Below are 14,728 nucleotides of genomic sequence, written 5' to 3' on the forward strand. Positions count from 1 at the left end.
TCGCGGAGTTTGCTGAGGCGGTATCAGTGAAGCGGCCCGGCGTTGTCGGGGGTCGGGTCTACATTCGAACACATGAGCGAAGACGTGGTAGGGGCGGCGGAGCGCGACGCGCTCGGCCGTGCCTCGGCCAGCGTGCTCGCACAACGGCGTGCCTACTTCGAGCGCCTCGAGAGCATCGCCGCGCTCGCCGATCTCGGGATCGCGGTGTCGGTGGGGTATCGGTCCACCGAGTCGCTGCTCGCCGACCGGGACAACCTCGACCACCCCGACGCGAAACGCCTCGTCGCCGAAGCCGCCGACCTGTGTGCCCGCCCGTCGTTGCTGGGCGAGAAGCTCTCGGCCCGGCTGCCGTGCACCGGCGAGGCGCTGTCGGCCGGACTCATCGACCCGGCACACGTGAAGATCATCCGGGAGACGATGGCCCACCTGTCCGGGCTGAAGGTCCCGCCGCCGCCCGATGAGTGGGCCGGGGTGGAGAAGGCCCTCGCCGAGTATGCGCAGGGGTTCCCGCCGCGGGTGCTGCGCCGGCTCGCGAAGGCGTTCATCGACGGCTACGACCCCGACGGCGCCGCCCCACCCGACGGGGAGGCGTGCCGGGATGAGATGCATCTGCTGCGGCGCAGGGACGGGTCGCTGGTGTTCAAGGGCACCCTGCACGACCCGCTGGATGCCGAAGCCGCGGTCGAGGTGTTCGGGGTCCTGTCCGAGCGGGCCGGCGCCGACGACGAACGCACGCTCGAGCGCCGCCAGGCCGACGCGTTCAAAGACCTCACCCAGGACGCCCGCGGCCCGCGAGGCCTGGCCACCGACGCCCGCAAAGAACAAGACCACACCGACGCTGCCGACGACTCCGCGGAGGCCGGCAGCGGCGCGGCCGGCAGCGGCGAGGCGGAAGACGGCCCGGCGGACGGTGTTGATCGGCCCGGCGCCGAGCCGGGCAACGGCGAGGCACCGGGCCAGGCGCCGCTGGCGTTGATCCCCGAACCCCGCCGCGCCACCACCGGGAGGAACGGCTGGACCGAGCGCCCCGGCCGCGCCCTGCTCACCATCACCATCGACCACCGCTGGCTCTGCGAGGCGCTGAAGGGCAAGGGCGGCTACGGCACGCTGGACTCCGGACACAAGGTCGACGCCGCCACCGTCCGCCGGTGGGCCTGCGACGCCGAGATCATCCCGATGGTCCTCGGCGCCAAGTCCGAACCTCTCGACGTCGGCCGCGCCCAGCGCACCGCGCCCGACGCGATCCGACGGGCCCTCAACCACCGTGACGGAGGCTGCGCATTCCCCGGCTGCACCCGACGACCACGACGTTGCGAAGCCCACCACGTCGAAGAGTGGCTCCAGCACCGCGGCGCGACCGCGCTCGACAACATGTGCCTGCTCTGCCGCCACCACCACCAGCTGCTCCACCACGGCCACTGGACCATCCAGATGATCAACGGGCGGCCGTGGTTCACCCCGCCCTGGTTCATCGACACCGAACAACGACCCCGACCCGGCGGACGACCACGCGCGCCGACCTGACCGGCGCAGATGCTTCGGAAACCGAAGCGTTCCCACGAAAGAGCTCGCGACCGAGCGAGCCCGGGCGTCCGACCGACGCCGACCCGGCCTTCGCTCGTACGTCGGTCGCCCGCGCGACGAGCATCGGGGACCCGCCGACACCCGGGACGGCGACCGCCGGGCGACGGTGCGCGGCCCGCGCGGACCGGTCCTTCCGATCGCCCACCTCCGCGACACCTGACCGCGACATACTCCTGACGTGCCCTACGACGAGGAGCTGGCCGAGCGTCTGCGGGAGACCCTGGACGGGCGCGACGGGATCACCGAGAAGCGCATGTTCGGCGGGCTCGCATTCCTGCTGCACGGCAACATGGCTGTCTGCGCCGGCAGCGGCGGTCAGCTGATGGTCCGCATCGACCCGTTGCGGGCGGACACGTTGCTGGCGCAGGACGGCGTCGAGCGCATGGTGATGCGCGGGCGCCCGATGAAGGGCTGGCTGCTCGTCGACCGCGCCGTCCTGGACGACGACAGCCTGCCCGGCTGGGTCGAGGAGGGCCTGTCGTTCGTCGAGTCGCTCCCGGTCGAGTAGGCGGCTCGGTCAGGACGCGCGGAGCCGCGCAGCCGCGGCACGTCCCGCCGCGGGCGCGTCGTAGCCGTAGACCCAGGACAGGTCCTCGGTCGGCGCGCTGTCGTCCCCGGACGTGAGGTCGCGGGCGCGGGAGAAGCGTTCGCCGTTGCGGCGGGACTGCCGCTGGATCCGGTCGGTGCGCGGCTTGCGCGTGGCCTCGTAGGTGGCGAGGCGCTCGGTCACGTCGGCGGCCCCTTCGGCCTCGGCGAGCAGGGCCGCGAGGATCGCGCCGTCCTCGATCGCCTGGTTGGCGCCCTGTCCCATGTGGGGCAGCATCGGGTGCGCGGCGTCGCCGAGCAGGACCACACCGGCCCGGGTCCAGGGCGCGAAGGGATCCCGGTCGGCGAGGTCGTAGCGGTACACCTCGCTCGCCCTGTCGAGGATCGCTCCGGCGTCGTCGTCCCACCCCGCGTACGCGTCGCGCACCACCTCGGGGTCGACGCGGAACGACCACTCGTCGGCGCTCCCGGCGGGCCGAGGGACGAACGCGGCGAAGTTCAGCGTCCCGTGCCGGTCGACGGGATAGCAGAGCAGGTGGCGGTCGGGGCCCAGCCAGGCATTCTGGCCGGTGGCCAGGTGCTCGGGCAGGCCGTCGGCGCTGACGAAGCCGCGCAGCGCCGACGTCCCCGCGGGGCGCAACGCCGGCGGTGCCGCGACGACCGGCGCGCACCGGGAGCGGAGACCGTCGGCGACCACGACGACGTCGGCCGCCGCGCAGGACCCGTCCCCGAACCGGACGACGGGCGGACCGGTGTCGACCTCCACGGCGACGCACTCCCGGCCGTGGTGCACCACGCTCGGCCCGACGCCGTCGAGGACGATGCGGATCAGGTCCGCCCGGCGCATCCCGAGCAGGCGGCCGGTGTCGTAGTGCGCGACCTCGGTGCCGTCCGCGCTGAGCATGCGCATCGTCGCGAGGGGCGCACCCGTGCCGTCGAGAGCGGGCCCGAGTCCGAGGTCTTCCAGGACCCGGTAGCCGTTGCCGGCGAGGCCGAGTCCTGAGCCCACCGGCGGCACGGAGTCCCGCCGCTCGTACACCGCGACGTCGACGCCGTGGCGCTCGAGCGCGAGGGCGACGGTGGCGCCGCCGATCCCGCCGCCGACGACGGCCACGCGCAACCCTGTCACGACGTCGCCCGGTCGGAGGCGGTCGGCCCGTCGGCGAGCAGGGCGCGCACCGCGGCGCGGTCCGGCTTGCCGATCCCGCGCAGCGGCAGCGCGTCGAGCACCGTGACGGCGCGCGGCGCGGCCCGCCCGAGACCGGGCGCCACGGCCGCCCGCAGCGCCTCGGCGTCGAGACCGTCGCCGACCACCGCCGCGACGACCCGCGCGCCCCACTCGGGGTCGGGCACTCCGACGACACACGCCTCCCGCACGCCGGAGAGAGCCAGCAGCGCCCGCTCGACCGTCGCCGGCGCGACCTTCTCCCCGCCGGTGACGATGACGTCGTCGGCGCGGCCGAGCACCTCGAGGCGCCCGTCGGCGCTCCAGGCGCCGAGGTCGTTGGTCCGGAACCCGTCCGGGAGGAAGGCCGCCGTGTCGGCCGCCGACACCGCCCCTCGGTACCCCGCCGCCACCGTCGCCCCGCCGAGCCGGATGCGCCCGTCGTCCTCGAGCGTCACCGTGACCCCGTCGAGCGGGCGGCCGTCGTAGACGCAGCCGCCGCAGGTCTCGCTCATGCCGTACGTCGTCACCACCGGCACGCCCTCTGCCGCCGCGCGGGCCAGCAGCGAGGCGTCGGCCGCGGCGCCACCGAGCAGCACGGCCGTGACGCCGCGCAGGGCGTCGAGCGCCGCGCCGCCCGCGTCGAGCAGGCGCACGAGCTGGGTGGGGACGAGCGAGGTGTAGGCGACGCCGGGCGCGAGAGCCGCGAACGCGTCGGGACGAAAACCCGAGCGCAGATCCATCACCACCGCCGGCGACCCCGCCCGCGCCGAGCGCAGCAGCACCTGCAGTCCCGCGATGTGGTGGGCGGGCAGCGCGAGCAGCCAGCGCCCCGGCGGTCCGAGGCGCGCGTACGTCGCGTCGGCGGAGGCGATCAGCGCCGCGGCCGGCAGCAGGACCGCCTTCGGCGCGCCGGTCGAGCCGGTCGTCGTGACCACCGCGGCGACGTCGTCGTCGACCGGCGCGAGCAGGTCCGGGCCCGGCGCCGGATCGCCCGGCCCGATCGGCAGGACGGCGGGCCCGCGACCCTCGAGCGCCGCCAGCGCCGCGTCGCCCAGCGCGGTCGCCGCCGCGGGGCTCCCGTCGGTCGGGACCGTCCGTACTCCGCGCACCCGATCTAGGCTAGGCGCGATGGCTGACGTGTCGGTCGTGGCGCTGCCCCTGCGCACCCGTTTCCGCGGCATCACCGTGCGCGAGACCGCGCTGGTGGAGGGCCCGGCCGGGTGGGGGGAGTTCTGCCCGTTCCCCGAGTACGACGACGCCGAGGCGCTCGCGTGGTGGCGCTGTGCCCGCGAGGCCGCCCACGACGGGTGGCCCGCGCCGGTGCGCGACCGCGTCGAGGTCAACGTCACGGTCCCGGCCGTCGACCCGGTGCACGCGCACCGCATCGTCACCGACTCCGCGGCGCGCACCGCGAAGGTCAAGGTCGCCGAGAAGGGCCGGGACCCGGGCGAGGACCTCGCGCGTCTCGAGGCGGTCCGCGACGCGCTCGGGCCGACCGGGCGGGTGCGCGTCGACGCCAACGGCGGCTGGGACGTCGACGGCGCCGTCGCCGCGATCGGCGCGCTGGCCCGGGCCGCCGGCGGGCTGGAGTACGTCGAGCAGCCGTGCGCCTCGGTCGAGGAGCTCGCCGCGGTGCGCCGCCGCGTCGACGTGCCGATCGCCGCCGACGAGTCGATCCGCCGCGCCGGGGACCCGTTGCGCGTCGTGCGCGCCGAGGCCGCCGACGTCGCGGTGCTCAAGGTGGCGCCGCTGGGCGGGGTCCGCGCGGCGCTGCGCATCGCGGAGGCGATCGGCCTGCCGTGCGTGGTGTCGTCGGCGGTCGAGAGCTCGGTCGGCCTGGCCGCGGGGCTGGCGCTCGCCGCCACGCTGCCGGAGCTGCCGTACGCCTGCGGGCTCGGCACCGCGGACCTGCTCGCCGCCGACGTCGTCGCCGCGCCGCTGCACCCCGTCGCCGGGTTCCTCGACGTGCCCCGTCACGCTCCGCGCCCGGACCGCGCGCTGCTCGAGCGGTACGCGGCGGAGCCCGCGACCCGCGACTGGTGGACCGCGCGCCTGGCCTGGGTACAGGGCCTGGCATGAGCGACAAGGACGACCGCCTCGAAGCCGGACGCGAGATCGTGCGCGCCAAGGAGGCCCACGGCGTCACGTGGGCCGAGCTCGCGAAGGCCCTCGACCGTTCCCTGGTGTGGACGACGTCGGCCCTGCTCGGCCAGCAGCCGCTGGACGCCGAGCAGGCCGGGACGGTCGGGTCGCTGCTCGACCTCGACGAGGAGACCGTCGAGGCGCTGACGTTCCCGCCGGTCCGCGGCGACGCCGCCCTCGACCCGACCGAGCCGGTCACGTACCGCCTGCAGGAGGCCCTGCAGGTCTACGGCTCGAGCCTCCACGAGCTCATCCGCGAGGAGTTCGGCGACGGCATCATGAGCGCCATCGACTTCACGCTGGACTTCGAGCGCGTCGAGGACCCGAAGGGCGACCGGGTGAAGCTGACCTTCAACGGCAAGTTCCTGCCGTACAAGGTGTGGTGACAGGACGCGGAGCGCAGCGGAGCCGGACCGTGTGGAACGCGAGACACGCCGGTCGCGGCTGAGGGGGTCGCTCCCTGCGCGCGAGTAGCGTGCGCAGCGTGACCGCCGCGCCCACGCAGAAGACGGCGCCCTCGCCCGATCCGTCGGCCGAGGACGCTGTGGCAGGCGCGGAGTCGGCCGGCCCGGACCCCCGCCTCGAGCACGGTCCGCCCGAGCACGTCCGCACGGCGTTCGGCGTCCGCGAGTCGGTGCCGCGCCCGCGCCCCGACCTCCCCGGCCCCGCCTGGCGCTGCGACGGGCTCGTGCTGCGCCCGGTCGCCGACACCGTGCTCGCCGCGTGGTCGGCCGGCGCGATCGAGGAGCTCGCGACCATCGGCGTCGACGGCCTGCGCCTCGCGCGGCCGGTGCGCGCCAGCGACGGCCGCCGCGTGGTGGCCGGCTGGGCCGCGAGCCACGACGTCGCCGGCCGCGTCGAGCCTCGTCACGACGACGTCGTCGCCGCGTCGCTGCGGCTGCACCGCGCGACGGCCCGCCTGGAGCGCCCGCGCCTCGTCGACGACCGCGACGACCTGCTCGCCCGCGCCGACCGGGCCGCGTTCGGCGAGCGCACGGTCGCGCTCGACGCCGAGACCGGCGGGACCCTGTTCACCGAGCTCGCGCGCCGTCGCCGCCCGCTGGAGCGGCCGTCGCAGCTCGTGCACGGCGACCTGTTCGGCACCGTGCTGTTCGACCCGTCCGACCCCTCCGCGGCGCCGGCCGTGCTCGACCTCGTGCCGTTCTGGCGGCCCGTCGAGTGGGGTGCGGCGGTCGTCGTCATCGACGCGCTGGCCTGGGGCGGCGCGGACCCCGGCATCATCACGCGGTGGGCGCACCTCGCGGCGTGGCCGCAGATGCTGCTGCACGCCCTGCTGTTCCGCCTCGCCGTGCACGCGCAGCACCCGTCGTGCACGCGCGAGTCGCTGCAGGGCCTCGAGCACGCCGCGCGGCTCGTCGGCAGCCTGCTGCCCGCGTACTGATCCGCGGGCGCGGAGCGTGACGCGTCCCGCACCCACGGTTCGCGTCCCCGCAACACGCGGTCATCCGGGCGTAACACACGGTTCCTAACGTCCGCCGCGTGCGCGGACACTGGATCGACGACTGGCGCCCCGAGGACGAGTCCTTCTGGCGAAGCACGGGCAAGAAGATCGCCAACCGCAACCTGTGGTTCTCGGTGTTCTCCGAGCACATCGGGTTCTCGATCTGGACACTGTTCTCGGTCCTCGTGCTGTTCATGGGGCCCGCGTACAACATCGACGCGGCCGGCAAGTTCCTGCTGGTCTCGGTGGCGACGCTCGTCGGGGCGGCGCTGCGCCTGCCCTACAGCCTCGCCGTCGCGGTGGTCGGCGGGCGGAACTGGACCATCGTCAGCGCCGGCCTGCTGCTCGTGCCGACGGTGCTGCTCGCCGTGTTCATGGAGCCCGGGACGTCGTTCACGACGTTCGTCGTCCTCTCGGCGCTCGTCGGCGTCGGCGGCGGCAACTTCGCGTCGTCGATGACGAACATCAATGCCTTCTTCCCGGACCGCTACAAGGGCGCCGCGCTGGGCATCAACGCCGGCGGCGGCAACCTGGGCGTGGCGGTCATCCAGCTGGTCGGCCTGCTCATCATCGCGACGGCGGGGCCGGGCTCGCCGCGCATCCTGCTCGCGGTCTACATCCCGCTCATCGTGCTGTCCCTGCTGGGCGCCGCCCTGTTCATGGACAACATCTCCTCGGTGCGCAACGACGCCGGCGCCCTCAAGGAGGCCGCCCGCGACGCGCAGACGTGGGTGATGTCGTTCCTCTACATCGGGACCTTCGGGTCGTTCATCGGCTACAGCTTCGCCTTCGGGCTCGTGCTGCAGAACCAGTTCGGCCGCACGCCGCTGCAGGCCGCCGCCGTGACGTTCATCGGCCCGCTGCTCGGCTCGCTGATCCGCCCGGTGGGCGGGTGGCTCTCCGACCGGGTCGGGGGCGTCAAGGTCACCTTCTGGAACTTCGCCGGGATGGCCGTCGCCACCCTGGTCTGCATCGGCGCCTCGGCCATCGACTCGCTGGCGCTCTTCACGGCCGGGTTCGTGCTGCTGTTCATCACCTCGGGGATCGGCAACGGCTCGACCTACAAGATGATCCCGTCGATCTTCCGGACGAAGGCGCTCGCCGCGCAGGCGGAGCGCGGGTGGGGCCGCGACGAGGCGCTGCTCTGGGCCCGCCGCATCTCGGGGGCGGCGATCGGGATCACCGCGGCCGTCGGCGCCTTCGGCGGCCTGCTGATCAACCTCGCCTTCCGGTCCTCGTTCCAGGCCACCGGGTCCGGCGCGCCGGCGTTCTGGGCGTTCCTCGCGTTCTACGCCGCGTGCATGGCCGTGACCGCCGGCGTCTACATGCGCCGCACGAAGGCCCCCACCGATCCGGCGACGGGCACCCGGCTCTCGTACGCGGAGGTGTGACGTGCGGACCGTCGTCGTGGTCGGCCACGGGATGGTTGGCCACCGGTTCGTCGAGAGCCTGCGCCGGCGTGACGACGTCGGTGACTGGCGCGTCGTCGTGCTCGCCGAGGAGTCCCGGCCCGCCTACGACCGGGTGGCGCTCTCGTCGTACCTGAGCACGGCCTCCGCGGCCGACCTGGCGCTCGCCGACGAGGAGTTCCTCGCCGACGACCTCGTCGACCTGCACCTCGACGACCGCGCCGTCGCCCTCGACCGCGACGCCCGGGTCGTGACGACGGCGGGCGGGCGGCGCGTGTCGTACGACGAGCTCGTGCTCGCCACCGGCTCGGTGCCGTTCGTGCCGCCGGTGCCCGGGCACGACCTCGACGACGTCTTCGTCTACCGGACCCTCGACGACCTCGACGCCCTGCGCGAGGCCGCCGGGCACGCGACCGCCCGGGCGGGGGCCGGGCGGCGCGCGGGCGTCGTCGTCGGCGGCGGGCTGCTCGGGCTGGAGGCGGCCGACGCGCTGCGCACGCTCGGGCTCGTGCCGCACGTGGTGGAGATGGCGCCGCGGCTGATGCCCGTGCAGGTCGACGAGGGCGGGGGAGCGCTGCTGCGCCGGCTCGTCGGCGAGCTCGGGCTGCGCGTGCACACCGGCGTCTCGACGTCCTCGATCGCGCGGGACCACCGCGGCGGGCTCACCGTCACGCTCTCCGACGGCAGCGAGCTCGACGCGTCGGTCGTCGTGTTCTCCGCGGGCATCCGGCCCGCCGACGGGCTGGCCCGCGAGATCGGGCTCCCGGTGGCCGAGCGCGGCGGGGTGCTCGTCGATGGCCGGTGCCGGACGCAGGACGAGCACATCTGGGCGATCGGGGAGGTCGCGGCCGTGGAGGGCCGCACCTACGGGCTCGTGGCGCCCGGGTACGCGATGGCCGAGGTCGTCGCCGACCGCCTGACCGGCGGTGACGCCCGGTTCACCGAGGCCGACATGTCGACCAAGCTCAAGCTGCTCGGCGTCGACGTGGCGTCGTTCGGGGACGCGCACGCCGTCAGTGCCGGTGCCCTGGAGGTCCGCCTCGACGACCCGGTGGCGGGCGCGTACTCGAAGCTCGTCGTCACCGACGACGGACGGACGCTGCTCGGCGGCGTGCTCGTCGGCGACGCGTCGGGCTACGAGATCCTGCGCGGGTTCCTCGGCGAGACGCTGCCCGGCGACCCGATGGCGCTCATCGCGCCGGCCGGGGACGGGGTCGCGGCCGTCGGGATCGAGGCGCTGCCCGACTCCGCGCAGATCTGCTCGTGCAACGCGGTGACCAAGGGCGTGCTCGTCGAGGCGATCCGCTCCGGCGAGGCGTCGACGGTGCCCGAGCTCAAGGCCTGCACGCGGGCCGGGGCGACGTGTGGGTCGTGCGTGCCGACGCTGGGCAAGGTGCTCACGGCGTGCGGGGTGGAGGTCTCGACGGCCCTGTGCGAGCACTTCGCCCAGTCGCGCGCCGAGCTCTACGAGATCGTCATGGCGACGGGCCTGCGGACGTTCTCCGCGATCGTCGAGTCGTACGGGCGCGGCCGCGGGTGCGACGTCTGCAAGCCCGCCGTCGCCTCGATGCTGGCGACGCTGGCCGGCGGGCACGTCCTGGACGGCGAGCAGGCCACGCTGCAGGACACCAACGACCACTTCCTCGCGAATCTGCAGCGCAACGGCACGTACTCGGTCGTGCCGCGACTGCCCGGGGGCGAGGTCAGCGGCGAGGGCCTCATCGTCATCGGCGAGATCGCGCGCGACTTCGGGCTCTACACGAAGATCACCGGCGGGCAGCGGATCGACATGTTCGGCGCGCGCGTCGAGCAGCTCCCGGCGATCTGGCGCCGGCTCGTCGACGCCGGCTTCGAGTCGGGGCACGCGTACGGGAAGTCGCTGCGCACGGTGAAGTCGTGCGTCGGGACCGACTGGTGCCGCTATGGCGTGCAGGACTCGGTGTCGCTCGCGGTGGCGCTGGAGCTCCGGTACCGGGGTCTGCGGTCGCCGCACAAGCTCAAGAGCGGGGTCTCCGGCTGCGCCCGGGAGTGCGCCGAGGCCCGGTCGAAGGACTTCGGGGTGATCGCCACCGAGACCGGCTGGAACCTCTACGTCGGCGGCAACGGGGGCTTCACCCCGCGGCACGCCGAGCTGCTCGCGTCCGACCTCGACACCGTGACGCTGGTGCGCACGATCGACCGGTTCCTCATGTTCTACGTGCGCACCGCCGACCGGCTGCAGCGCACGGCGCCGTGGGTCGAGTCGCTCGAGGGCGGCCTCGACCACCTCCGCGAGGTGATCATGGAGGACTCGCTGGGCATCTGCGCCTCGCTCGACGAGCAGATGGCGCGGCACGTCGCCGACTACGCCGACGAGTGGGCCGCGGTGCTCGAGGACCCGGCGAAGCTGGAGCGCTTCACCTCGTTCGTCAACGCGCCCGGCGCCCCGGACCCGAGCGTCGAGTTCGTCGACCACCGCGGCCACCGCGTCCCGGCCGGGATGAAGGACGGCCAGCCGACGTCCGTGGCGGAGCTGGGCTTCGGGCCGCGGATCCCCCTCCGATCCGAGCTGGAGGTGGGCGTGTGACCGAGCTGGCCGACCGGACCTGGACCGCCGTGTGCCCGCTGGAGCGCATCCAGCGCGAGCGGCCCGTCGGGGCGCTGGTGGCGGGGGAGCCCGTCGCCGTCGTCCGCACGCACGACGACCGGGTGTTCGCGCTGCACAACGTCGACCCGTTCTCGGGGGCGTCGGTGCTCGCCCGCGGGATCGTCGGTGACGTCGGCGGACGGCCCGTGATCGCGTCGCCGCTGTTCAAGCAGCACTTCGCGCTGGAGGACGGGCGCTGTCTCGAGGACGCCGACGTCGCCGTGGCGACCTATCCTGTGCGGGTGGTGGACGGCGTCGTACAGATCGGGTCGCAGTGACCGCCCCTCTGGCGGGGTGGCGGATCGGGGTGACCGCCGACCGGCGCGCCGACGACCAGGTCGACCTGCTGCGGCGCAAGGGCGCCGAGGTGGTGCACGGCCCCACGATGCGGATCGTGCCGCTGGAGGACGACGCGCAGCTCGCCGAGATCACCCGCGGGCTGCTCGCCGACCCGCCCGCGGTCGTCGTCGCCACCACCGGGCAGGGCTTCCGGGGGTGGCTGGAGGTGGCGGCGTCGTGGGGGCTGGCTGCTGAGCTGCACGAGGTGCTCGGTGCCGCCACGCTGCTGGCGCGCGGGCCCAAGGCGCGCGGGGCGATCCGCGGCGCGGGGCTGCGCGAGGCGTGGTCGGCCGACGAGACCGAGTCGTCGCCGGAGGTGCTGGCGCACCTGCTGGCGTCGGGCGTCGACGGCGTGCGGATCGCGGTCCAGCTGCACGGCGACCCGATGACCGACTTCCTCGGCGCGCTGCGGGGCGCGGGCGCCGACGTCGTCACGGTGCCCGTCTACCGGTGGGAGCCGCCGCCGGACCTGCCCGCGGTCGACGCGCTGATCGACGCGATCGTCGAGCGCGACGTCGACACCGTGACCTTCACCAGCGCGCCCTCGGTCGAGGGGCTCGTGCATCGGGCGGCGGCGCGGGGGCTGCGCGAGGAGGTCGTGGAGGCGTTGCGCTCGGGCGACGTGCTGGCGTGCTGCGTGGGGCCGGTGACCGCGGCGCCGCTCGAGCGCCTCGGCGTCGTCGGGATCGCGCCGGAGCGCTTCCGGCTCGGGGCGATGGTGCGCCGGCTCGAGGAGCACGCTCGCTCGCTGGCGGGCGCGTGAGCGTTCCGGCCCTGGTGCTGCTCGCGCACGGCACGAACGACGCCGCGGGGTGGGCGACGATCTCGCGGCTGCACGCCGCGGTCGCCCGCGCGCTGCCCGCGGTGGACGTGCGGCTCGGGTACGCGGGGGTCGTGGGGCCCTCGCTGGCCGAGGTGCTGGCCGCGCTCCCGGGCCCCGTGGTGGTCGTCCCCGCGTTCCTGGCGTCCGGGTACCACGTGCGCGTCGACGTGCCCGAGCAGATCGCGGCGGTCGGGCGGTCCGACGTCGTCGTCGCCGAGCCGCTGGGACCGGCCCCGGAGCTGATCTCGGCGCTGGTCGACCGGCTCGCCGAGGCCGGCTCGGAGCCGGGGGACACGGTGGTGCTCGCCGCGGCCGGCTCCACCGACCCGGCGGCCCAGGCGGACCTGCGCACCGCCGCCGCGCTGCTGACCGCGCGGGTCGGGCACGAGGTGCCGGTCGGCTACATCGCGGGCGGCGAGCCGCGCGTGGCGTCGGTGGTGGCGTCGACGTCGGCGCGCGGGCCCCGGGTGGTGCTCGCGACCTGGCTCCTCGCGCCCGGCGCGTTCCACCGGTGGCTCGCCGACGCGGGGGCGTCCGTCGTCGCCGAGCCGCTGGGTGACCACCCGGACGTCGTCGCCGTCGTCGTCGAGCGGTACCTGGCGGCGGCGTGAGCGTGCCCGCGGGGATGGCGGTCCACCTCTACGCGTCCGACGGGCGGTGGATCGCCTGGTATAGGCCGGGGCTGCCGTACCTGTGGAGCACGCGCGACCGCTGGATCGGCTGGTTCCCGTGGTCCCGCGAGCCGACGCCGGAACCGCGCGACGACGTCCTCGATCCTTCCGATGCGTACCTGGGCACGGTCGTCGGCGACCGTCTGCTCGCCCGCGTGGTGCGTCTCCCGCGGGCGTTCTCGGCGCGGGTCCCGGAGCCGCAGCGACCGGTGGGTCCGCCGGACGTAGACCGTGCGCAGGCAGTCGCTGCCCCGATCGGGTTCGTCGACGTCGATGCAGCACGGCTGTTCAGCGACTGAGCGCCACCCCGGTGTTTACCACGCGTCACAACAGGGTGATGCTGTCACCATGCTCGCCCGCGTGATCGGCACGATCGTGATCATCCTTGTGCTGTTCGCGATCATCTCGAACCCCCAGCAGTCCGCTGCGACCACCCGCAACGGTGTGGAGACGCTCGGCGACGTCGGCACCTCGATCACGGTGTTCCTGACGAGCGTGGTGAACAACCTCGCTGTGAGCACGGGCTCGCGTCCGGTGGGGACGACGTACACGACCACGCCGACCGGCGGTGTGGAGACGGGCGACGGCTCGACCCCGACCGTCCGCTGACCTTCCCCTCGGCGTGTTCCCGGGCGGGGCGAGCGCACGGGGTGTGTCAGCGTGGCGGCCACGCTGACGTTGAACGTCAGGAAATCCCCCATCTCGATCCCGGTTGGTCTTGGCTCATCTGAGGAGCCGCGTACAGCGCCCGTGCCGGTGGGAGCGCCGCGGCGACCGCCAGCCCGTCACGGACGTCCTGGAGGACGCCGTCCGGGTCGTCACGTCGCTGGGACGGCCGCGTGCTCACGAGGTGCAGACCGACGGCGCGCAGCGCTCGCGCCCGCCGTGCCGTGGCCTCGACCTGGGCGGGCGTCGCGAAGTGCTGCTCGACGGAGTCGATCTCCCAGGCGAACCCCAGCTCCTCGACGAGGACGTCGACGATGCCGATCGGTCGGCCCGACAGGTCGAACACGCGGACGTTGAAGCGTGCGGGCGGCAGGTTCGGCTGGGCGAGCCACCACGCGCGAGCGTCGAACTCCGCGCCCGACCACACGCCGTCCAGCAGGGCACGGAGCACGGCCCGTGGCGCGGCGGTGCCCTTCCGGCAGCCGGCGTCGAGCTCCTCGAGCAGCTCCTGCGGGGTGACCAGGTAACGGCGCACGGCCTCTGCGAACAGTTCGGCGATCGCCGTCGGGTCGGTCATGAGCCGGGCCTCGTCCGTGAGCGTGCGGGTCAGCGGCGCGACCGGTAGTCCGCAGCGCTCCTCGGGATGCGGCATGCGTGACGTCCGCTCGACGTGGAAGGGCCCCCAACTGCGGACCTGGCGGGAGTGGGCGACGAGCAGGTGGACCTGCTCGGGCTCCGGGCCGCTCCGCATGCCGTGGAGCCGCAGTGCCGCCCGGCCCGTGATCATCGAGTAGTCGCCGGCGTGGAGCAGCCCGGCGATCATCGTCTGGCGCCAGGTCGGCTCGCCGTTGTGCAGGGCGATGATGCCCGGACCGAGCCGCTGCCACGGCTCGCCGTCGCGGCAGCGGCGATAGGCGGTGCCCTCGGGGACGCCGAGGAGCTCGAGCTCCCTGACCGCGATCACGCCCTCGCGGCTCGCCGCCCACAACAGCTCCGGCGCGACCGCCCACTCACCCCTGCGCATGTCGCCACGGTGCGCGACGTCGAGCCGGGAGCGTGAATCGTCGCCCCGAACCCTGTGGACGCATTCGGAGGATGTGGACAACCCCTGTTCCTACGAGCTGGTGGATTTCCTGACGTTGAACGTCAGCGTGGCCGCCACGCTGGAACACCCCGGGCCTCGAGAGCGAGTCACGGCGGCGCAACACGGGGCGGAGGACGACCCGCCGTCGTAGTCACGAGGAAACACTTCGGAAATCGGTGGTTGGTGTGCTCAACACCAGCGCGAGGTC

The 14,728-nt window shown here is 74.4% G+C and carries 15 protein-coding genes; 12 read left to right on the forward strand and 3 right to left on the reverse strand.

Annotation, left to right across the window (positions count from 1 at the left end):
- Positions 1–72 precede the first annotated feature (72 nt).
- Together EV188_RS16360 and EV188_RS16365 are read left to right on the forward strand one after the other, a co-directional pair.
- A complete protein-coding gene (locus EV188_RS16360; RefSeq protein WP_133827348.1) occupies positions 73–1,524 on the forward strand; it encodes an HNH endonuclease signature motif containing protein in 1,452 nt (483 codons plus the stop codon).
- 238 nt (positions 1,525–1,762) lie between these two features.
- The gene (locus tag EV188_RS16365) at positions 1,763–2,092 is read left to right on the forward strand and encodes a TfoX/Sxy family protein (RefSeq protein ID WP_133827349.1); all 330 of its coding nucleotides are present in this window, start codon (positions 1,763–1,765) and stop codon (positions 2,090–2,092) included.
- 9 nt (positions 2,093–2,101) lie between these two features.
- Here the strand turns inward: EV188_RS16365 and EV188_RS16370 are convergent, their stop codons facing one another.
- Together EV188_RS16370 and menE are read right to left on the reverse strand one after the other, a co-directional pair.
- On the reverse strand, positions 2,102–3,259 hold the full coding sequence (locus EV188_RS16370; RefSeq protein WP_133827350.1) for an FAD-dependent monooxygenase: 1,158 nt from the start codon (positions 3,257–3,259) through the stop codon (positions 2,102–2,104).
- Positions 3,256–4,407 carry an o-succinylbenzoate--CoA ligase gene (gene menE, locus EV188_RS16375; protein ID WP_243741750.1) on the reverse strand — a complete coding sequence of 384 codons (1,152 nt, stop codon included), beginning with the start codon at positions 4,405–4,407 and terminating at the stop codon, positions 3,256–3,258. The genes EV188_RS16370 and menE overlap by 4 nt, the downstream gene beginning before the upstream one ends.
- Before the next feature lie 19 nt (positions 4,408–4,426).
- Between menE and EV188_RS16380 the strand changes: the two genes are divergently transcribed.
- The 10 genes from EV188_RS16380 (at position 4,427) to EV188_RS16425 (ending at position 13,379) form a co-directional block, all read left to right on the forward strand.
- Entirely contained in the window at positions 4,427–5,377 is a 951-nt protein-coding gene (locus EV188_RS16380; protein ID WP_133827352.1) for an o-succinylbenzoate synthase, read from the forward strand.
- Positions 5,374–5,826, forward strand: coding sequence for a cyanase (cynS, locus tag EV188_RS16385; RefSeq protein WP_133827353.1), 453 nt, complete (start codon positions 5,374–5,376; stop codon positions 5,824–5,826). The genes EV188_RS16380 and cynS overlap by 4 nt, the downstream gene beginning before the upstream one ends.
- A gap of 158 nt (positions 5,827–5,984) precedes the next feature.
- Complete coding sequence (locus tag EV188_RS16390) at positions 5,985–6,842, forward strand: TIGR02569 family protein (RefSeq protein WP_133827747.1); 858 nt, start codon at positions 5,985–5,987, stop codon at positions 6,840–6,842.
- Positions 6,843–6,940: 98 nt separating this feature from the next.
- Positions 6,941–8,293: a nitrate/nitrite transporter gene (locus tag EV188_RS16395; protein ID WP_133827354.1), complete on the forward strand. Its 1,353-nt coding sequence runs from the start codon at positions 6,941–6,943 to the stop codon at positions 8,291–8,293.
- 1 nt (position 8,294) lies between these two features.
- Entirely contained in the window at positions 8,295–10,877 is a 2,583-nt protein-coding gene (nirB, locus tag EV188_RS16400; protein WP_133827355.1) for a nitrite reductase large subunit NirB, read from the forward strand.
- Positions 10,874–11,215 (forward strand): nitrite reductase small subunit NirD, encoded by a 342-nt coding sequence (gene nirD, locus EV188_RS16405; protein ID WP_133827356.1) that lies wholly within the window; start codon positions 10,874–10,876, stop codon positions 11,213–11,215. Before nirB ends, nirD begins: the two co-directional genes overlap by 4 nt.
- Entirely contained in the window at positions 11,212–12,039 is an 828-nt protein-coding gene (locus tag EV188_RS16410; RefSeq protein ID WP_133827357.1) for a uroporphyrinogen-III synthase, read from the forward strand. The genes nirD and EV188_RS16410 overlap by 4 nt, the downstream gene beginning before the upstream one ends.
- Complete coding sequence (locus EV188_RS16415) at positions 12,036–12,710, forward strand: sirohydrochlorin chelatase (protein WP_133827358.1); 675 nt, start codon at positions 12,036–12,038, stop codon at positions 12,708–12,710. Before EV188_RS16410 ends, EV188_RS16415 begins: the two co-directional genes overlap by 4 nt.
- Positions 12,707–13,069: a hypothetical protein gene (locus EV188_RS16420; RefSeq protein ID WP_133827359.1), complete on the forward strand. Its 363-nt coding sequence runs from the start codon at positions 12,707–12,709 to the stop codon at positions 13,067–13,069. The genes EV188_RS16415 and EV188_RS16420 overlap by 4 nt, the downstream gene beginning before the upstream one ends.
- Before the next feature lie 49 nt (positions 13,070–13,118).
- Positions 13,119–13,379: a hypothetical protein gene (locus EV188_RS16425; RefSeq protein WP_133827360.1), complete on the forward strand. Its 261-nt coding sequence runs from the start codon at positions 13,119–13,121 to the stop codon at positions 13,377–13,379.
- 76 nt (positions 13,380–13,455) lie between these two features.
- Here EV188_RS16425 and EV188_RS16430 read toward each other — a convergent pair whose 3' ends face one another.
- Complete coding sequence (locus tag EV188_RS16430) at positions 13,456–14,460, reverse strand: hypothetical protein (protein ID WP_133827361.1); 1,005 nt, start codon at positions 14,458–14,460, stop codon at positions 13,456–13,458.
- Between the last annotated feature and the right edge of the window lie 268 nt (positions 14,461–14,728).

Origin of the sequence: Actinomycetospora succinea, assembly GCF_004363095.1 — a bacterium.
Classification (GTDB): domain Bacteria; phylum Actinomycetota; class Actinomycetes; order Mycobacteriales; family Pseudonocardiaceae; genus Actinomycetospora; species Actinomycetospora succinea.